This window comes from Streptomyces lydicus, assembly GCF_001729485.1.
In the GTDB taxonomy this organism is placed as follows: domain Bacteria; phylum Actinomycetota; class Actinomycetes; order Streptomycetales; family Streptomycetaceae; genus Streptomyces; species Streptomyces lydicus_D.
The window spans coordinates 7517468-7536618 of sequence record NZ_CP017157.1 but is presented as its reverse complement, the minus strand read 5'-3'; the positions used below and the strand labels follow the sequence as shown (position 1 = coordinate 7536618).

17 protein-coding genes are annotated in these 19151 nt (G+C 73.2%); 11 read left to right on the top strand and 6 right to left on the bottom strand.

All coding sequences use genetic code 11. From position 1 onward, the window contains the following. The first annotated feature begins 27 nt into the window (after window positions 1–27). From SL103_RS32655 to SL103_RS32645, 3 genes are all read left to right on the top strand, one after another. Window positions 28–1098: a S1C family serine protease gene (locus tag SL103_RS32655; protein ID WP_069572552.1), complete on the top strand. Its 1071-nt coding sequence runs from the start codon at window positions 28–30 to the stop codon at window positions 1096–1098. A 127-nt stretch (window positions 1099–1225) separates the two neighbouring features. Beyond that, window positions 1226–1966, top strand: coding sequence for a response regulator transcription factor (locus SL103_RS32650; protein ID WP_069572551.1), 741 nt, complete (start codon window positions 1226–1228; stop codon window positions 1964–1966). Then, entirely contained in the window at window positions 1963–3447 is a 1485-nt protein-coding gene (locus SL103_RS32645) for a HAMP domain-containing sensor histidine kinase (RefSeq protein ID WP_069572550.1), read from the top strand. Before SL103_RS32650 ends, SL103_RS32645 begins: the two co-directional genes overlap by 4 nt. Window positions 3448–3466: 19 nt before the next feature. Here SL103_RS32645 and SL103_RS32640 read toward each other — a convergent pair whose 3' ends face one another. After that, window positions 3467–4825, bottom strand: a complete 1359-nt coding sequence (locus SL103_RS32640) for an LmeA family phospholipid-binding protein (protein ID WP_069572549.1) — start codon at window positions 4823–4825, stop codon at window positions 3467–3469. A gap of 244 nt (window positions 4826–5069) precedes the next feature. On the opposite strand from SL103_RS32640, the gene SL103_RS32635 reads away from it, so the two are divergent. Beyond that, a complete protein-coding gene (locus SL103_RS32635; RefSeq protein ID WP_069572548.1) occupies window positions 5070–5927 on the top strand; it encodes an SDR family oxidoreductase in 858 nt (285 codons plus the stop codon). 67 nt (window positions 5928–5994) lie between these two features. Here the strand turns inward: SL103_RS32635 and SL103_RS32630 are convergent, their stop codons facing one another. Then, window positions 5995–7812: a bifunctional metallophosphatase/5'-nucleotidase gene (locus SL103_RS32630; RefSeq protein ID WP_069572547.1), complete on the bottom strand. Its 1818-nt coding sequence runs from the start codon at window positions 7810–7812 to the stop codon at window positions 5995–5997. A 174-nt stretch (window positions 7813–7986) separates the two neighbouring features. Here SL103_RS32630 and mshD point away from each other — a divergent pair, with 174 nt between their 5' ends. Further along, on the top strand, window positions 7987–8904 hold the full coding sequence (gene mshD / locus SL103_RS32625; protein WP_079146100.1) for a mycothiol synthase: 918 nt from the start codon (window positions 7987–7989) through the stop codon (window positions 8902–8904). An 84-nt stretch (window positions 8905–8988) separates the two neighbouring features. Here mshD and SL103_RS32620 read toward each other — a convergent pair whose 3' ends face one another. Together SL103_RS32620 and SL103_RS32615 are read right to left on the bottom strand one after the other, a co-directional pair. Then, on the bottom strand, window positions 8989–9516 hold the full coding sequence (locus SL103_RS32620) for a hypothetical protein (RefSeq protein WP_347877881.1): 528 nt from the start codon (window positions 9514–9516) through the stop codon (window positions 8989–8991). A 113-nt stretch (window positions 9517–9629) separates the two neighbouring features. Beyond that, window positions 9630–10103 carry a GNAT family N-acetyltransferase gene (locus SL103_RS32615; RefSeq protein ID WP_244304256.1) on the bottom strand — a complete coding sequence of 158 codons (474 nt, stop codon included), beginning with the start codon at window positions 10101–10103 and terminating at the stop codon, window positions 9630–9632. A gap of 241 nt (window positions 10104–10344) precedes the next feature. Between SL103_RS32615 and SL103_RS32610 the strand changes: the two genes are divergently transcribed. The 5 genes from SL103_RS32610 (at window position 10345) to SL103_RS32590 (ending at window position 17078) form a co-directional block, all read left to right on the top strand. After that, window positions 10345–11424 (top strand): ATP-binding cassette domain-containing protein, encoded by a 1080-nt coding sequence (locus tag SL103_RS32610; RefSeq protein WP_079146099.1) that lies wholly within the window; start codon window positions 10345–10347, stop codon window positions 11422–11424. Continuing rightward, on the top strand, window positions 11421–12470 hold the full coding sequence (locus SL103_RS32605) for a transmembrane transport protein (protein ID WP_069572545.1): 1050 nt from the start codon (window positions 11421–11423) through the stop codon (window positions 12468–12470). Before SL103_RS32610 ends, SL103_RS32605 begins: the two co-directional genes overlap by 4 nt. A 634-nt stretch (window positions 12471–13104) precedes the next feature. Further along, on the top strand, window positions 13105–15387 hold the full coding sequence (locus SL103_RS32600; protein WP_069572544.1) for an RNA degradosome polyphosphate kinase: 2283 nt from the start codon (window positions 13105–13107) through the stop codon (window positions 15385–15387). After that, entirely contained in the window at window positions 15350–16636 is a 1287-nt protein-coding gene (locus tag SL103_RS32595) for a CHAD domain-containing protein (protein WP_069572543.1), read from the top strand. Before SL103_RS32600 ends, SL103_RS32595 begins: the two co-directional genes overlap by 38 nt. Window positions 16637–16658: 22 nt before the next feature. Beyond that, complete coding sequence (locus SL103_RS32590) at window positions 16659–17078, top strand: NUDIX hydrolase (RefSeq protein ID WP_069572542.1); 420 nt, start codon at window positions 16659–16661, stop codon at window positions 17076–17078. A gap of 26 nt (window positions 17079–17104) precedes the next feature. Here the strand turns inward: SL103_RS32590 and SL103_RS32585 are convergent, their stop codons facing one another. Both SL103_RS32585 and SL103_RS32580 read right to left on the bottom strand, forming a co-directional pair. Further along, a complete protein-coding gene (locus SL103_RS32585; RefSeq protein ID WP_069572541.1) occupies window positions 17105–17302 on the bottom strand; it encodes a hypothetical protein in 198 nt (65 codons plus the stop codon). Continuing rightward, window positions 17299–17556 carry a hypothetical protein gene (locus SL103_RS32580; RefSeq protein WP_069572540.1) on the bottom strand — a complete coding sequence of 86 codons (258 nt, stop codon included), beginning with the start codon at window positions 17554–17556 and terminating at the stop codon, window positions 17299–17301. The genes SL103_RS32585 and SL103_RS32580 overlap by 4 nt, the downstream gene beginning before the upstream one ends. 182 nt (window positions 17557–17738) lie before the next feature. On the opposite strand from SL103_RS32580, the gene SL103_RS32575 reads away from it, so the two are divergent. Further along, on the top strand, window positions 17739–19106 hold the full coding sequence (locus tag SL103_RS32575) for a hypothetical protein (protein ID WP_069572539.1): 1368 nt from the start codon (window positions 17739–17741) through the stop codon (window positions 19104–19106). Window positions 19107–19151 lie beyond the last annotated feature (45 nt).

The following is a 19151-nucleotide window of genomic DNA, read 5'->3' as shown; positions in this document are numbered from 1 at the left end:
TCATGGAACGGGCGCATTGTCTTGACCATGACCGAGAGCTACCGCCGAAGCGGCGATGAGATGCCACAGGACGGGCCGTACGCGTACGGCGCCCCGCACGGCCCCCGGTACGGGGCCCCGTACGGCGACCACGCGGGAGCGGCGGTTCCGCCGCCCCCGCCGTACGCGCCGGGCCCCGAGGAGGCGCCGGGCGCGCGGCGCCGGGCCCGCCGGCCGGTGGCGCTGCTCGCGGCGGTGGCGGTCGCCTCCGGTCTCATCGGCGGCGGCAGCGCGGCGCTGCTCGCCGGCGCGACCCACCAGGACACGCAGAACTCCGCCTCCACGCCGCTGGTCAACGCGGGCAAGGACAGCGGCAGCGGCGTCGCGGGGGTGGCCAAGGCGGTCAGCCCGGCGATAGTGGAGATCAAGGCGCGCACCGGCAGCGGGGAGTCCACCGGCTCCGGCGTCGTGCTCACCGGCAGCGGCGAGATCATCACCAACAACCACGTGGTGGCCGGCGCGGACACCGTCACCGTCGCCTTCAGCGACGGCAGCAGGAAGACCGCCCGGGTCACCGGCACCGACCCGGACAAGGACCTGGCGCTGATCAAGGTCCGCGGTGCCAAGGGCCTGACCGCCGCCTCGCTCGGCGACTCCGACAAGGTCGCGGTCGGCGACGGCGTGGTGGCGATCGGCTCGCCGGAGGGCCTGACCGGCTCGGTGACCAGCGGCATCGTCTCCGCCCTCCACCGGGACGTCACCGTTCCCAAGGAACAGGGCCGGGGCCAGGGGCAGGGACAGCAGGACGGCCGGGGCGACGGCGGCTGGCCGTTCGAGTTCGGCGGCAACCAGTACAACGGCGACACCGGCTCGTCCAAGACCTCGTACAAGGCGATACAGACCGACGCCTCGCTCAACCCGGGCAACTCCGGTGGCGCCCTGATCAACATGCAGGGGCAGATCATCGGCATCAACTCGGCGATGTACTCGCCCAGTTCCGCCTCCAGCAGCACCGCGGGCAGCGTCGGACTCGGCTTCGCCATCCCGATCAACACCGTCAAGGCCGACCTCGACGCGCTGCGGGACGGCGGCAGCGGGGGCAGCAACAGCGGCGTCTGAGCGTCCACCCGTCACCCGCCGCCACCCGGCCGGAGACGCTCCGCGTCACCCCTCCCCTTTGCCTCCCGCCGTGCAAGGCTTGGGGACCGGCCCCGTACCTTCCGCTTTCCCCGAGGTAGAAACACACATGAGCCCCGCCGAGCACGGTGATCAGCCCGCCCGCATCCTGATCGTCGACGACGAGCCCGCCGTCCGCGAGGCGCTGCAGCGCTCGCTCGCCTTCGAGGGCTACCGGACCGAGCAGGCGGTCGACGGTCTGGACGCGGTCGAGAAGGTCGCGTCCTACGACCCCGAACTGATCGTCCTGGACGTGCTGATGCCCAGGATGGACGGGCTGACCGCGGCCCGGCGGCTGCGGGCGAGCGGGGTGACCGTACCGATCCTGATGCTGACCGCCCGGGACACCGTCGGCGACCGCGTCACCGGCCTGGACGCGGGCGCCGACGACTACCTCGTCAAGCCGTTCGAGCTGGACGAGCTGCTCGCCCGGATCCGCGCACTGCTGCGCCGCAGCTCCTACCCGGCGGCGGCCGGCGCACAGCCCGCCGGCGAGGGCGAGACGCTGAGCTTCGCCGATCTGCGGATGGACCTGTCGACGCGCGAGGTGACCCGGGGCGCCCGGCCGGTCGAGCTGACCCGTACGGAGTTCACGCTGCTGGAGATGTTCCTCGCGCACCCGCGGCAGGTCCTCACCCGCGAGCAGATCCTCAAGGCGGTCTGGGGCTTCGACTTCGAGCCCACCTCCAACTCGCTCGACGTGTACGTGATGTATCTGCGCCGCAAGACGGAGGCGGGCGGCGAGCCGCGCCTGGTGCACACCGTGCGGGGCGTCGGCTATGTGCTGCGGGCGGACGGCGGGTCGGAATGAGCGCGAGCGGAACCCCCCGTGGCGCCGGGCGGTACCCGGGCCCCCTGGCGCGCTTCCGGCAACTGCCGCTGCGTTCACGGCTGGCGATGCTCACGGCGGTGGCGGTCGCCTTCGCGGTGGCCCTCTCGGCCGCCGCCTGCTGGCTGATCACCCGTGACCGGCTGACCGAGCAGCTGGACGCGCAGCTCAGCACCGTCGAGGTGAACTCCAATTACGTGCAGGCGCTCAGCGCCTACTGCAACAACCCGGACGGGGTGCACTTCCAGCCCACGCCGTACACCATCCAGCTCGTGTCCGCGGGAGGCTATGTCTGTACCTCACCGGACAAGGCACCCATTCCCGCCCAGCGCGCGGACACCGCGGTGGCCAGGGGGCGGGTGGCCAGCACGGCGCACATCACCCGGGCCGAGGACGGCGCCGAGATGCGGGTGTGGACCAAGCCGTTCCCCGGCCCGCTCACCGATACCCAGGGCAATCGCCTCGCGATCTCGGTCGCCTTGCCGATGAGACAGGTCACCGACCCGCTCAACCAGCTCGCGCTGGTGCTGCTGATCGTCGCCGGCGTGGGGGTGCTGGGCGCGGCGACCGCCGGCCTCTGGGTGGCTCGGGCCGGCCTCAAACCCGTCGACCGCCTCACCGAAGCCGTCGAACACGTCGCCCGTACGCAGGACCTGGCCATCCGCATCCCGGCGGACGGCGACGACGAGATCGCCCGCCTCTCCCGTTCCTTCAACGCGATGACCGCGGCGCTGGCCTCCTCCCGTGACCTCCAGCAGCAGCTGATCGCCGACGCCGGCCACGAGCTGCGGACGCCGCTGACCTCGCTGCGCATGAACATCGACCTGCTGGTGCGCAGCGAGCAGTCCGGCCGGCCGATTCCGCCCGGGGACAAGCAGGCGCTGCTGGCGTCGGTGAAGGCGCAGATGGGGGAGCTGGCGGCGCTGATCGGGGACCTGCAGGAGCTGTCCCGGCCGCCGGCGCCCGGGCAGAGCGCCGTGGCGGTGGTGGCGCTGCACGACGTCGTCGGCGCGGCGCTGGAGCGGGCCCGGCTGCGCGGCCCGTCGCTGACCTTCACCGCGGACATCGCGCCCTGGTACGTACGGGCCGAGCCGGCCGGGCTGGAGCGGGCGGTGGTCAATCTGCTCGACAACGCGGTGAAGTTCAGCCCGGCCGGTGGCGGCGTCGAGGTCCGGCTGTCCGGCGGCGAGCTGACCGTACGCGATCACGGTCCCGGCATTCCGCAGGACGAACTGCCGCACGTCTTCGAGCGGTTCTGGCGCTCGCCGTCCGCGCGCAGCCTGCCGGGCAGCGGGCTGGGGCTGTCGATCGTGGCGCGCACGGCGGAGCAGGCGGGCGGTGCGGTACGGCTGCGGTCCGCGGACCTCGGAGGCACCGAGGCGGTGCTGACCCTGCCGGGCGCCCCGACGCCGCCGCCCGCGCCGCCCGAGGAGCCGCCGGCCCGGCCGGACGGGGACGCCTGAGCGGCCCGCCGGCCCCGGCTCACTTCTTCTTCGCCGCGTCCCCGAACGGCAGCTCCGCCCCGGTGAGCTCGGCGCGGATGCCGTCCCGCTGGACGGTGAGCGCGCGCAGCCGTACGTTCCCGGGCGTCTTGGGCAGTTCGAAGGAGAGCGACAGCCGGTCGGCGAGCTGCGGTTTGGTCAGGCCGCTGAGCGTGCCGAGGATCTTCGGGTCGATGCCGACCTTCTCCAGCAGCCAGGGGTGGTCCAGCACCACGTCGACGAGGTTGACCTTCATCAGCTCGTGGACGAAGCGCGGCGAACCGGTCAGCTCGTGCAGCTTGTCCTCGCTGCGCAGCGCGTCCTGGATGTAGCCCTTCGGGATGCCGATGCGGTCCGCGATCGCCGGGATGCTCAGCATCGCCTTGACCCGGGCGGCTTCCTGGCTGAGCTGGGCGGCGGCCTTGCGGGTCAGCCGCAGGCCCTCCTCCTTGCCGGTGCCGGGGCGGTAGACGGCGAGGTCGCCGATGTCCAGGCGCATCCGGCTGATGTCGGTGGAGATGCCGCGTTCGCCGGTCCGGTGGATGCGCGCCTCGGCCCGTACCCGCAATTCGTGGCCGGCGATCGGCAGTTGCCCGTCCGCCTTGACCGCATCGGGGCCCATCGCGCTGAACTTGACCTGGGAGGCGCCCAGTTCACGGTTCATGTCGTCGAAGGCGAGCAGGACGTTGCCGCGCAGCGAGCCGATCGTGGCGCCCTTGACGGAGCTGGGCAGATCGCCGTCGAGGCGGACGTCCCGCGCGGTCGCCTCGAACTTCGCCAGCGACACCCGGTCGGCGGCCAGGTCGGGAATGGTGACCCGCACCTGGTCGACGCGCTTGTCCAGGACCTGGGTGAGGAAGGGGAAGCCCTGGATGTCGACTTCCGGGGTGGCGTTCAGATGCAGCGCGTCCTTCAGCTTCTCCGCGGCCGCGTTCTGCGCGTAGAGCACCGCGAAGCGGTCCGAGAGGGTGAGGAACGAGGCCAGGACGAGGAGCGCCACCAGCAGTTTCAGGGTGATCGGGACGGCGGCGAAGCGGCTGATGCCGCGCTTGGTGCGGCGGTGGTTCGGCCGCGTCCACACCTCGTCCTCGTCGTCCGCGCGCAGCCCGAGGCCCAGCGGGTCGTCGCTGTCGTCCCGCTCGTTGAGGTAGCTGCGGCGCCGGGTGGCACCGGGGACGTCGAACCCGGGGTCGGCCGGGCCGGCGTCGGGTTCCGGGTCGGCGAGCGCGGCCAGGTCCGCGTACGGATTGACCGGTGCGAGCCTTCTGGTGTCGCCGGAGGGGTCGTTCGGGGTGCCCGCTGCGGCGGAGTGGGGGGCCGGGCGGTCGGCGGGCGAGGGTATGCGTGTGGGGGTTCGCATCAGCACATCCCACCACGAGCGGGACCCTCGAACGCAAGTCTTACCAGAGGTATGTCGGATTCATGAGGCTTGTCGGGGCGCTCTTGGTGAAAAATTGCCGCGCCCGCGGGGTTGACCTGAACTACCGTCACCATCCTTGCCTGCCGCGGCGACGGAATGCTCCGGCGCCCCGGATCGCTGCTTGTGATGCGTCCCATTCGCCCGACGACCCGCAGACGGTCGTTCTTCTTCCCTGAGGTGCCTGATGATCGTGGTAACCGGAGCAACCGGCAATATCGGCCGCAGTCTTGTCACCCGGCTCCTCGCCGACGGCGCCGCCGTCCGCGCGCTGACCCGGGACCCGGCACGGGCCGCGCTGCCGGCCGGGGCCGAGGTGGTGCGTGCCGACCTCACCGCTGACGAGGGCCTCGAACCGCTGCTGGAGGGCGCCGACGCGCTCTTCCTCAACCTCGCGGCCGGCGGGGAACGGGCCGCGGGCGCCCTGGTGGACGCCGCCGTGAAGACCGGCGTGCGCCGTATCGTCCTCAACTCCTCGATGGCGGTGACCGATTCCCCCGCCGACGAGTCCCACTTCATCGCGCGGATGCACGCCGCCCAGGAGCGTGCGGTGCGCGACTCCGGCCTGGAGTGGACGTTCGTCAGGGGCGGCAACTACGCCACCAACGCGCTCGCCTGGGCCCCGGCCGTCCGGGCGACGGGGGTGGTCCGCGACGCCCACCCGGGCGCGCAGGGCGCCCCGGTCCACGAGGCCGACCTCGCCGATGTCGCCGCCGTCGCCCTGCTGGACCGCACCGGCACCCACCAGGGCCGGGCCTACCCCGTCACCGGTCCCGAGGTGATGACGGTCGCCCAGCAGGTCGCCGCGATCGGCCGGGCGATCGGGCGGGAGACCCGGGTCGAGCAGATCTCCGAGGAGGCGGCCGCCGAGGCGATGGCCGGTCCGCACCTGCCCCGGGAGGCGGCGCTGGAACTGGTGCGGATGTTCGGCGGGGCGGTCGACGCCTCGCCCTTCCCGGTCTCGGACGCCGTCGAGCGGATCACCGGCCACCCGGCCCGTACGTTCGCCCGGTGGGCGGAGGACCACGCCGCCGACTTCTCCTGACCGGTCCCCGGGGCGGGGACCTCGCGGGCCGGGTCGCAGCGCCCTGCGACCCGGCCGGCGGGGCCGCCTACTTCACGACCGTGATGCGGTCCGCCTTCGGGGGCGTGAGGGGCTGCTCCTTCGACGAGTGCGCCGTCAGGTACGCGGTGAAGGCGTCCAGGTCGGAGGGGCCGACGTACTTGTTCCTGCCGTCCTTGAAGGCGGCGAACCCGTCGCCGCCGCCGGCCAGGAACTCGTTCATCGCGACGCGGTAGGTCTTCGCCGGGTCGAGCGCGGCGCCGTTGAGCTTGACGGTGTCCTTGACGACGCGGTCGGCGCCCTTCTTGGTCAGGTCGAGGGTGTAGGTGAGGCCGCCGGAGACCTGAAGGACCTTCGGTGAGGTCTCGTTGGGGCCGCTGACCTGCTGCTGGAGGGCGGTCAGCAGCTGGGCGCCGGTGAGGTCGACGACGTTCGTCATGTTGGTGAACGGCTGGACGGTGAAGGCTTCGCCGTAGGTGACCACGCCGTCGCCCTCCGAGCCGGACGCCGCGTAGGCGAGGTCGGAGCGGATGCCGCCGGGGTTCATCAGGGCGAGCTGGGCGCCGCCCTTGTCGGACGCCTTGGTGGCCTCCAGCTGGGCGTCGGCGATGACGTCACCGAGGGGGGACTCGGGGGCGCCCGCGCCGCGGCCGGCGATGTCGGCCGCGATGTGGCCGACCGGGCGGCCGGCGACCGGGGCGGCCAGCTTGTTCCAGCGGCTGATCAGGGCGGTCATGTCCGCGGCCTTGGGCTGGGTGCGGTCCACGACGTGGTTGACCGCGCCGGGCGCCGTGACGCGGGTGCGCACGATGTCGCGGGTGCGGCGGTCGTAGGTCAGCGTGGTGTCGGTGTAGAGCTTGCCGTAGGACGCGGCGGAGGTGACGGTGCGCGGCCGGCCGGACGGGTCCGGGATGGTGCAGGCGTACGCCTGGTGGGTGTGGCCGGTGACCAGGGCGTCCACCCGGGGCGTCACATGCTTGGCGATCTCGGTGATCGGCCCGGAGATCCCGTCGCCGGCCCCGGGGCTGTCGCAGTTGTAGTTGTAGGACGTGGAGGCGGGCAGCCCGCCTTCGTGGATGAGGGCGACGATCGCCTTGACGCCCTGCTTGTCGAGCACCTTGGCGTACTTGTTGATCGTCTCGACCTCGTCGTGGAACTTCAGGCCCTTGACGCCTTCGGCGGTGACGACGTCGGGGGTGCCCTCCAGCGTCACCCCGATGAAGCCGATCTTGACGCCCTTGTGCTTCCAGACGGTGTACGGCCGCAGCAGCGGCTTGCCGGTCTTCTCGTCCGTGACGTTCGCGGCGAGGTAGGGGAAGTCGGCGCCCCCGAACGTCCTGCCGTCCTCGTAGCAGCCGTCCTTCGGGTGGCAGCCGCCGTTCTGCAGGCGGGTCAACTCGGCCCGGCCCTCGTCGAATTCGTGGTTGCCGACGGAGGTGACGTCCAGGCCCAGCTTGTTCATGGCCTCGACGGTCGGCTCGTCGTGGAACAGGCCGGACAGCAGCGGGCTGGCGCCGACCAGGTCGCCGGCCGCGGCGGTGACGGAGTACGGGTGGCCCTTGCGGGCCGTGCGCAGCGACTGGGCCAGGTACTCGACGCCGCCGGCCGGGACGGCCTTCTTGGTGCCGTCCGGCTGGATCTCCTCTACCGTGCCGGAGGAGCCCTGCGGCGGTTCGAGGTTGCCGTGGAAGTCGTTGAAGGAGAGCAGTTGCACGTCGACGGTGCGGCCGCCGTGGCCGTGGTGCCCGGTCTCGGCGCCCGCCGGCAGGGCGCTGCCGGCGACCGCGGCCCCCACACAGGCGGCCAGTACGGTGGCCCCGATCGTCAATCTGCTGACCCCACGGCGCCGTTGCGGTGTCGCTGGCATGTGTTCCCCTCCCGGATGTCCTGAGCGGACGGCAGCTTATTGTCGACGCGCGTAGCGCAACAGGGGGGTGCGGGTTACGGGCTGGTTGCCGGCGGGCGGCGGGCGTGCGGGTGGCGCCCGTCGGGGGACCCGGCGGAGTCGTACGCTTCACACATGACTGACGCTGCACAGGAGATGGGCCGGACCGGCCGCAGGATCCAGGTGGTCGACGAGCTCGCGCCGGAAGGGGCCGCGGCCGTCCTCGAACTGATCGAGCGGGCCGCGCGCGCCGACGGGCAGCCCGCCGTGTCCGAACAGGGCCGGCTGCAGCTGCGGGGCGGGCCGAGGGAGGGCGTACGCCACGTGCTGGTGTACGCGCGCGGAGAGGCGGGCGAGACGCTCGTCGGGTACGGACAGCTGGAGGACACCGATCCGGTCGAGGCGCCGGCCGCCGAGCTGGTGGTGCACCCCGGGTTCCGCGGCCGGGGGCACGGCCGGGCGCTGGGCGCGGAGCTGCTGGAGCAGTCCGGCCGCCGGGTGCGGGTCTGGGCGCACGGCGGGCACCCCGCGGCCCGGCACCTCGCGCAGACCCTGGGCCTGACGATGTTCCGGGAGCTGCGGCAGATGCGGCGCTCGCTGACGGATCTGGAGCTGGCCGAGCCGGAGCTGCCCGAGGGCGTGTCGGTCCGGACCTTCCAGCCGGGCACCGATGACGCGGCCTGGCTGGAGGTGAACGCCGAGGCGTTCGCCCACCACCCGGAGCAGGGCTCGCTGGGCCAGCGCGACCTGGACGACCGCAAGGGCGAGGCGTGGTTCGACCCCAAGGGGTTCTTCCTCGCGGAGCAGGGCGGCCGGCTGGTCGGCTTCCACTGGACCAAGGTGCACGCCGAGGAGGGCTTGGGGGAGGTCTACGTGCTCGGGGTGCGGCCGGGCGCGCAGGGCGGCGGCCTGGGCAAGGCCCTGACCTCGGTCGGGCTGCGGCACCTGGCGGCGCAGGGGCTGCCGACCGCGATGCTGTACGTGGACGCCGACAACGCGGCGGCGGTGAGCGTCTACGAGCGGATGGGGTTCGTGACGCACGAGACGGATCTGATGTACCGCTCGGAGACCTGAGCGGGGGACGGCGCGGCGGCGGGGGGCCGGGCCGGGAGCACTCTCATGGGGCGGGCCGGTCGCGGCCCGCCCCGTTTTTTCGGCTCACTGGTGCCGGACCGACGGGCAGTAGCCGGTCTCCTCGCCGATCGAGTTGATGTCGGCGTTGGGCCGGGGGTCGCCCACGTAGTTGATCTGGTCCGTGCAGCTCACCCCGGGCTTCTTGGGGGTGCCCGACGGCTTGCCGCTCTTCTGCGGCGCCGGGCAGTGGCCGGTCTTCGTGCCGAGGCTGTTGATCTCGGCGTTGGACCGGGGGTCGCCCGCGTAATTGATCTGGTCCGTGCACCTCGCCCCGGACTTCTCCGGGGCCTTCGTCGGCACGCCCTTGGCGGCACGGTGGCCGGAGCCCTGGGCGGAACCGTGGCCGGAGCCCTGGGCGGCACGGTGGCCGGAGCCCTGCGTGGAACCCTGCGCGGTCTTGCCCGTGGAAGCGGGGGACTGCGCGGAGGCGGGGGACGAGGAGGCGTTGGCGCCGCCGTCCTGGCACGCGGTGAGCCCGAACGCGGCGACGGCGATCACCACGGCGGCGGCGGCCTTGCGGGCGTGGCGGAGGGTGGCGTGCGACATGTTCATCCGGTGCTCTCCAAGTCGTGTTCCGGGCTCGTGGGAACAAGACTGTCCGCCGCGGCTGATGATCCGTCGCCGGACGGCTAACGCCCCACTAACGCCCGCGGCGGGAACACCCCCTAGCGCCCCTGCTGTGCGTGCCACTCCCGCGCGAGCATCGCGTAGACGACCTCGTCGGACCACTCGCCGTCGAGGAACTCGTTCTCCCGCAGATGGCCCTCGCGGCGCATCCCCAGCCGTTCCAGCAGGCGGGCCGAGGCGGTGTTGCGGCCGTCCAGTTCGGCCTGCACCCGGTGCAGCCGGAGCTGTTCGAAGGCCAGCTCCAGCAGCGCGCGGCTCGCTTCGGTGGCGTAGCCGCGTCCCGTGTGCGCCGGGTCGAAGACGTAGCCGATGCCGCCCTGGCGGTGCTCGCGGCTGGTCAGGACGAACGTGACGTCGCCGACCAGGGTGCCGGTCTCCCGTACGACCACGGCGAACTGGAGCACGTCGCCGGACTCGCGCAGCGTCGTGCGGGCGGCCTTGGCCGCGACCGAGGCCCGGGACCCCTCCTCGTCGAAGGGGCCCCAGTAGAGGTAGCGGCAGACCTCGGGCAGCCGCTGGTAGGCGTGGATTTCGCGGTGAAGTCGCCCTCGGTGACCGGGCGGAGGTCCAGTCGCGCGGTGCGGATCGGGTAGTCGGGGGTGTACGGCAGCGGGGGCGTGGGCGGCGCGGAAGGTGTGGTCACGAAGGGCAGCGTACGCAGCGGAGGTTGACAGGTGCAGCCCACTTCCCGCACGCTTCCACTACTTAATTAGTGGAATGAGTCGGCGACGGTTCGGGGGGCGTGGCGTGGCGATGGCGATACGGCCAGGGGTCGACGGCGAGGCGACCGGTCGGGCCTCGGGGCGCACCGCCCTCGAAACGATCGGCCTCGGCAAGCGGTACGGCCGCCGCTGGGCCCTGCGCGACTGCACCCTCCGGCTGCCGGCCGGCCGCATCTGCGCGCTGGCCGGCCCGCCCGGCGCCGGCACCAGCACCCTGCTGTCCCTGGTCTCCGGGCTGCTCCGCCCCACCGAGGGGACCGTGCGGATCTGCGGCGAGAGCGGCCCCGCGGGGCGGGCCCGGGTCGCGCACGTCACCCAGGGCAAGCCCCTCTACCCCCGGCTGACGGTCGCCGAGACGCTGCGCATGGGCCGGGAACTCAACCCCGGTCGCTGGAACGGCCGGTGCGCCGAGCAGATCGTGCGGGACGGGGGACTGCCCCTGGACGCCCGCGCCGGTGCGCTCCCCGAAGGGCAGCGCACCGTCCTCGCGTTCGCCCTCGCCTTCGGCAGGGAGCCCGAACTCTTGCTCCTGGACGACCCGTTGGCCGGGCTCGACCCGCTCGACCGGCACCGGATCGCCGCACTGCTGCTGGCCCGGTCCGCCGGGCGCGCCACCACCGTGGTGCTGTCCTCGCAGGCGCTCGCCGAACTGGACGGGATCTGCGACTACCTGCTGGTGCTCGGCGACGGCCGGGTGCGGCTCGCCGGCGAGGCCGACGACGTCATCGGGGTGCACGCCCTGGTCATGGGGGAGCGCCGGGGCGAGGGGCTGCCCCGCGAGATCGCCGCGCACACCGTGATCGACACCCAGCTGAGCGGACGTCACTTCACCGCGCTCGTACGGCGGAAGGGCCGGCTCGCCCCCGGCCCCTGGGAGGCGGCCGAGCCGTCCCTGGAGGAGCTGCTGCTCGGCTACCTGCGGGCCCCCGGCGCGCCCGCGCTGATCGCACCGAGCGCCGAACCGGTCTCCCCGCGGACGCCCCACCGGCCCGGCGGCCGGCCCGGCATCCCCGGCATGCCGCGCAACGGACGGCCCGGCACCGCGGGCGTACCCGGCGGCGCACCACACACCTCGTACCACCACCACAGCGGCAAGGGAGCGGCGGCATGACCACCACGGCACACCGACGAGCGAGCGGGCCCCGGCCCACCGCGGACGGGACCGGCGACCGGCCGGCGGCCGGCCGGGCACCCCTGCGCGGGGCGCTCTGGCTGGCCTGGCGACAGCACCGGCTGGTCCTCGGCATCCTGCTCGCCGGCGCGGCCGCCACGGCCGTCTGGTGCGCGGTGCTGCGCGGCCGGATGGCCGGGGCGATCGACGCCCACCACCTGGCCGGCTGCTCGATGATCTCCCTGGTGCCGCACTGCGCCGACACCCAGGACGCGGTCATCGCCTTCCGCGCCGAGTTCGGCTCCTCGCTCAAGCTCATCGAGACCGGGCTGTTCCTGCTGCCCGCCATGATCGGCCTGTTCATCGGCGCCCCGCTGGTCGCCCGCGAGCTGGAGGCCGGCACCCACCAGCTCGTGCTGACCCAGTCCGTCGGCCCGCTGCGCTGGCTGGCGGCGAAGCTGGCCCTGCCCGCGGCGTTCGTGCTCACAGCCGTCTCCGGGCTCTCCGCGGTCTTCGCCTGGCTCTGGCAGGTCGGCGGCGACGAGGTCTCCGGCTCCTACTGGTACTCCATGCTCGGCTTCGCCGCCCTCGGGCCGGTACCGGTCGCCCATTCCCTGCTGGGCCTGGTGGTCGGCGTGCTGGCCGGTCTGCTGCTGCGCCGTACGGTGGCGTCGATGGCCGTCACCCTGGCCGCGGTGGCCGTCGTCCAGGTCGCGTTCCAGCAGCTGCGGCCCGCCCTGCTGCCGGTGGCCACCCAGCGGTTCGGCCTCAACACCGCGGTCCAGGCACCGGACAGCAGCTGGGTGCAGGGCCAGGGCTACCTCACCCGCGCCGGGGGGCACCTGACCGGCGACGACCTGGGGTGCGCGCCCAACCGTGACTACGAGGGCTGTCTGCGCAGCCACGACGTGACCGGCCAGTTCCTGGACCAGCACCCGGTGTCGCACCACTGGCCGCTGGCCTGGATCGAGTCCGGCATCGTCCTCGCGCTGGCGCTGCTGCTGACCGTTCTCGTCTTCCGGGTGATGCGGCGGCGGCACGGCTGAGCCCGCCGTTCCCACTCCCCGGAAAGCGGCGGCCCTTTCCGGGAGCGCGGAATTCCCGCCCCTTGATTTCCGCGAACTGTATTCCTTGCCCCGCCCTCCGTGGCCACGCAGGCGCCTGCCGTGTCCGGAATCCCGTACGCAACGCCGGCCCGCGCCGCGAGGCGCCCGGGCCCGCCCCACGGGCCGCCGGCCGCTCACCCGAGGCGGGCGCGGGCGGGGGCGACGGCCCGCTCCCGGCGAATTCCCCGAGCAATGCCCTCGCGCTCAATGAAGCACTCAACAAAGCGCGAGGGCATTACTCATGGGGCACTCCCGCACGTAATTCCCGCGAGCAATCCCCGCGCATGACCTCACCGAGTATTTCTCCTCAATAACGGAGCGTGTGGCAGCGGTCGCGGCGGGCAGGTACGGCAGGGCTCCGGCACACCCGCCGCGACCCTGCGGGTGCGCGGCGGCTCCTCTCCGTAGCGCCCCGATTGCCTGGCCGCCATATCCGCGTTACCAGTGATTCAATGTTGGTTGCGAGCATCGCTGAATGCAGCCCGCTGTGCCCAACGTCCCCAACCCGAGGCTCCGTCTCGCGCCGCCTCCTCCTGACGCGCCTGGAACCCCCGGGACGCGGAAGAATAAGGCCATGAACCAGCAGCCGAGCGCTCAGGCACAGGCCCAGCCGGAGACGCCGACGCCGAAGCCCCCGCAGGCCCCGGCCCCGTCGGCGCAGCCTTCCGTGGGCTCCATCGCCGCACACCGCCCGCACGCGGTCCGCGGGACGGTGCCGGGCCTGGAGCCCGACCTGGACGCCGACCCGGACGCGTACGAGGACCGGGGCGTGGTGGGCGCGGACGGCGAGGAGCTGCCCGGCGACCGCTTCCTGGACCGCGAGCGCAGCTGGCTGGGGTTCAACGAGCGGGTGCTCGAACTGGCCGAGGACCCGGCCACCCCCCTGCTCGAACGGGCGAACTTCCTCGCGATCTTCGCCAGCAACCTGGACGAGTTCTTCATGGTCCGGGTCGCCGGACTCAAACGGCGGATAGCCACCGGCGTCGCCACCCGCTCCGCGTCCGGCCTCCAGCCCCGCGAGGTGCTGGACCAGATCTGGACGCGCTCCCGCGAACTCATGGCCCGGCACGCCGCCTGCTTCCAGCAGGACATCGCGCCCGAGCTCGCCGACCAGGGCATTCACCTGATCCGCTGGCCGGAGCTGACCGAGAAGGAACAGGCCCGCCTGTTCACCCTCTTCCGCCAGCAGATCTTCCCGGTGCTCACCCCGCTGGCCGTCGACCCCGCGCACCCCTTCCCGTACATCTCCGGCCTCTCGCTGAACCTCGCCGTGGTCGTACGCAACCCGGTCAGCGGCCACGACCACTTCGCGCGGGTCAAGGTGCCGCCGCTGCTCTCCCGCTTCCTGGAGGCGTCCCCGCAGCGCTACGTCCCCATCGAGGACGTCATCGCCGCCCACCTGGAGGAGCTGTTCCCGGGCATGGAGGTGCGCGCGCACCACATGTTCCGGGTCACCCGCAACGAGGACCTCGAAGTCGAGGAGGACGACGCCGAGAACCTCCTCCAGGCCCTGGAGAAGGAGCTGATGCGGCGCCGCTTCGGGCCGCCGGTTCGCCTGGAGGTCGAGGAGTCCATCGACCCCGCCGTCCTCGACCTGCTGGTCCAGGAACTGAAGATCTCCGACGCCGAGGTCTACCCGCTGCCCGGCCCGCTCGACCTCACCGGGCTCTTCGGCATCGGGGCGCTGGACCGGCCCGAGCTGAAGTTCCCCAAGTTCGTGGCCGGCACCCACCGCGACCTCGCCGAGGTGGAGTCCGCCTCCGCCCCCGACATCTTCGCCGCGCTGCGCGCCCGCGACGTCCTCCTGCACCACCCCTACGACTCCTTCTCCACCTCCGTGCAGGCATTCCTGGAGCAGGCCGCCGCGGACCCCGACGTCCTGGCGATCAAGCAGACCCTCTACCGCACCTCCGGTGACTCGCCGATCGTCGACGCCCTGATAGACGCCGCCGAGTCCGGCAAGCAGGTCCTCGTCCTGGTGGAGATCAAGGCTCGCTTCGACGAGCAGGCCAACATCAAGTGGGCGCGCAAGCTGGAGGAGGCCGGCTGCCACGTCGTCTACGGCCTGGTCGGCCTCAAGACGCACTGCAAGCTGTCACTGGTGGTCCGCCAGGAAGGCGACATGCTGCGCCGCTACTCCCATGTGGGCACCGGCAACTACCACCCGAAGACCGCCCGGCTCTACGAGGACCTCGGCCTGCTGACCGCCGACCCGCAGGTCGGCGCCGACCTCTCCGACCTCTTCAACCGGCTGTCCGGCTACTCCCGGCGCGAGACCTACCGCCGCCTCCTGGTCGCTCCCAAGTCCCTGCGGGACGGCCTGGTCCAGCGCATCAACAAGGAGATCGCCAACCAGCGCGCGGGCCGGCCGGCCTACGTCCGCATCAAGGTCAACTCGATGGTCGACGAGGCCGTCATCGACGCGCTCTACCGCGCCTCCCAGGCCGGCGTGCCGGTCGACATCTGGGTGCGCGGCATCTGCGCCCTGCGCCCCGGCGTCCCCGGCCTCAGCGAGAACATCCGCGTCCGCAGCGTCCTCGGCCGCTTCCTGGAGCACTCCCGGATCTTCATCTTCGGCAACAGCGGTGAACCCGAGGTGTGGCTGGGCAGCGCCGACATGATGCACCGGAACCTGGACCGGCGGATCGAGGCGCTGGTGCGGGTGACCGACCCGGCGCACCGCGCCTCCCTCAACCGGCTGCTGGAGACCGGGATGTCGGACGCCACGTCCTCCTGGCACCTCGGCCCGGACGGCGAGTGGAACCGGCGCGCGGTCGACGCCGACGGCGTGCCGCTGCGCAACGTACAGGAAATGCTCATTGACGCCCGGAGGCGCCGGCGTGGCCCAGCGACATGACCAGCCGACCGGGGGGCCGGCCGGTCTCATCGGTAGCGGATACGAGCCCGGCGGGGCGCCCGGAGCCCGTGCCGCGGTGGTGGACGGACCCCACGACGGGCCGTACGACGGGCCGTACGACGGGCCGTACGACGGGCCGGGCGCGGCCCCGGCGCACGCGCCGCCCCACGGCCTGCACGCCGCCCACCCCGCCCTCGCCGCCCGCACCGCGGAGGCGGTGCTCGCGGACTATCTGCACCGGCAGTCCTCGGACTTCCTGCGCAGCCTGCGGCTGCACCGCGAGAGCGGCTCGGACGCGGAGGGCGCCGGCGAGGCCGCCCGCCAGCTGCGCCGCGCCGCCCGCCGCATCAGCGCCACCCTGCACACCTTCCGCCCGCTGACCGAGGAGACCTGGGCCGACCAACTCCTCGCCGAACTGGGCTGGTTGTCCGGCACCCTCGCCCGCGAGCAGACCTGCGCGGCCCGCCGTGAACGGCTGATGGCGGCGCTCACCCGGCTGACCGGCCGGGGCGACCGCCCCGACCGCCCCGAGCGCGGCGCCCGGGACGCCAGGCCCACCCGCCCCGCCCCGGACCCGGCGGACCGGGGGTCCACCGCCACCGCTGCCGGCGACCCGGACGCCGACGCCGCGCTCGCCGCCGGCGCCGCCCGGGCCGGGGCCCTGCTGGACCGCCAGCTGACCCTCGCCCGCACCCGCGCCCACTCCGCCGCCCTCCAGGCCCTCGGCTCCTCCCGCTTCCACGCCGTCGCCGACTCCGTCGCCGTACTCGCCTCCGAGGCGCCGCTCGCGCACTCGGCATCCGAGCTGCCGGCCGCCGACGCGCTGATCCCGCTCGCCGACCAGGCCCACCGGCGGCTCGCGGAGGCCGTCGCCGCACTCCCGCTCGCCCGCGCGGGCCACCCGTACAACGCCGAGGCGCTGGCCGTCGACCACCGCCAGGACGCCCCGTGGCACCAGGTGCGGTTCCTGGTGCGGCTGGCCCGTTACGCTCAGGAGGTGATCGCTCCCGAGTCCGCCGACCTGCGGCTGGCGGACGCCGCCCGGGCCCTGGACTCCCACCGCGCCGCCGCCGAGGCCGCCGCCGCAGCCGCCGCCGCGGCCCGCACCCCCAGAATCGCCCCGGCCACCGCCTACGCGCTGGGGGTGCTGCACGCCGACCAGCGCCACCAGGTCGAGGCGGCCCGGTTCGCCTTCGGCCGGGTGTGGCTCTCCCGCTCCCCGGAACGCCCGGCCCGGGGCGACACGTGACCGCGCCGGAAGGGATGCACCCGTGACGACCCCGCAGAAGCCGGTACGCGCGGCGGGCTGCGTGCTGTGGCGCCGCGCGGCGTCCGAAGCCGGCCTGGAGATCGCGCTGGTCCACCGGCCGAAGTACGACGACTGGTCGCACCCGAAGGGCAAGCTGAAGCGCGGCGAGGACGCGCTGGTCGGCGCGGTGCGGGAGGTCGCGGAGGAGACCGGCATGGACTGCCGCCCCGGCGCCCCGCTGCCGACCGCCAGCTACCTGGCCAACGGCCGCCCCAAGCAGGTCCGTTACTGGGCCGCCGAGGCGGTCGCCGGGTCCTTCACCCCGAGCGACGAGGTCGACCGCCTGGCCTGGCTCTCCCCCACCGACGCCCGCGCCCGCCTCACCCAGGAACGCGACCGCCCCCTCATCGACGCCCTGCTCGCGGCGCTCCACCTGGCCTGAACACACGCCCGGGGAGCGGGCCCGGCTCACCGGAAATCACCGTCCGCGATCCGCTGCGCCCGGGTCCGCGACACCCGAAGGGCTCCGGGATTCGGCGCCGGCCACTCTTTGCGTCCGCCGGCCCGCAGGTACGGGATGCCCTTGCGGATGTCCGTCACGATCGCCAGGCGGCTGTGGTCGTACTCCACCTCGTCGCCGACCTGTGGCAGCCGGTCGGTGGTCATGGCGTCACCTCCTCGATCGCCTCCGGCGCGGTCGTCCACTCCCGGCCGCCGCCCGGCGGCGCCAGCCATGCCACCGGCGGCGTGTCCGGCACCGCCACCACCAGGTTGAACGGGTTGTCCTTCGAGTCCGGGGCGATGGCCCGCAGGACACCGATACGGTCGCCGTGACCGTGGTCGACGACCCGGCGGCCGAGCAGGGGGTGATCCCGGTGGCCCAGTCCGAGGTCCCGGGAAGTGGGGGTTCGAGCGGTCATCGTGGACGCCTCGCAATCCGGAGTCGGTTCTCCGCCCTCTTGGGGCAGGGCAGCGGAGCCGTCAGGCAAGCGCCGAAGGCGGGATCTGACGGCCGGTAATCACTCAACTCCGCCGCGTCCTGCCGGGTAAGGGAGCACAGTGGGGGACGGTTGAACCGGTTGAACGCCCGGGGGTACACGAGATGGCATCGCGATCAAGAACGCCGAACCTCGCCCTTGCGGGCCTGATGCGGGAGGGGGAAATCAAGAACGCGCAGCTCGCGCGGGCAGTGAACCGTGTCGGGGCGGAGCTCGGCGTGATCCTGCACTACGACAAGACGTCGGTGTCCCATTGGCTCAAGGGCTCCGTGCCGAAGCCGCAGGCGCGACCGGCGGTGGCCGAAGCGCTCTCACGGCTCCTCGGGCGGCCCGTCACGTCTGCGGAGGCCGGGCTCGGCGAGTCCGGCGAGCCGCTCGAATCGCCGGACGCGGCCGCTGGGGTGGCGGATTTGAGCCGGGCGGACGTGGATCCGTCCCGGCGGGCGGTACTGGGCGCCGGACTGTACTCGGCGGGACTGGTCGTGCCGGCCTTCGAAGACGTGGCCGGGCGAGGCGAGTCGGCGGCGGCCGCTCCGACGGTCCGGATCGGGAGGGGGGACGTCGCGACGGTCCGCAAGATGACGGAGCGGATCGCGGACATCCTCGATGACCTCGGCGGTGGCCACGCCCGGCCGATGGCGGCGGCGTTCCTCGCCAACACCGTGGGCCCCTACCTGCGAGCGGGAGGCACCGAAGCGGCGCGGAAGGCGATGCGGAGCGCGGCCTCCGACCTCGTGTACCTCACGGGCTGGATGGCGATGTACGAACGCGAGCACGGCCTCGGGCAGAAGTACTACGTCAACGCCCTCAAGCTCGCGGGCCAGGCCGACGACCACGTCACCTACTGCCGCACCCTGCGCGGCATGGCGTTGCAGGCGTCCCACCTCGGCTACGGCAACACGGCTCTGAGCCTGGCCGACTCCGCTGCCGAAGCCGCCCCGGCGTCGGGACCGAGGCTCGTGGCTTTTCTGCGCGGGCAGCAGGCGCACGGTGCGGCGATGGTGAAGGACCGCCGGCAGGCGTTTGCCCGGCTCCGGGAGACCGAGGAGGCGTTGAGCCGGGCGGACGGTCGCAATGACCACCTGGGCGGGTACGACCGTGCCGCCTACGAGTTCCATGTGGCCCACGTGCTCTGGGAGTTGGGCGATCGTGGCGCATCGGTCAAGGCGCTGCGCCGGTCGAACTTGCACCGGCCCGAGGGTGAGCGCCAGGGCCGGCTGCACGCCACGGGTCTGCTCGCCACCCGTCTGATGGAGATGCGGCACGTCGAAGAGGCGTGCCGCGAGTGGGACCGCTTCCTCGACGATTACGCCGGAATCTCCAGCGCCCGTGGTGACGAGCACTTCGCGACCCTGCGGAACGGCCTGCGTCCCTATCGTCGGCTTCCCGCCGTCCGAGCCCTGTCGGGACGGGCCCGGAGCGTGGCGCACCTCAAAGCAGCCTGGAGCCCGTCGGGCGGGTCAAGGTCCTGACTTCCGGGGTACGCCGTCCGGACCCTTGCCGGGCCCGCGGGGAGC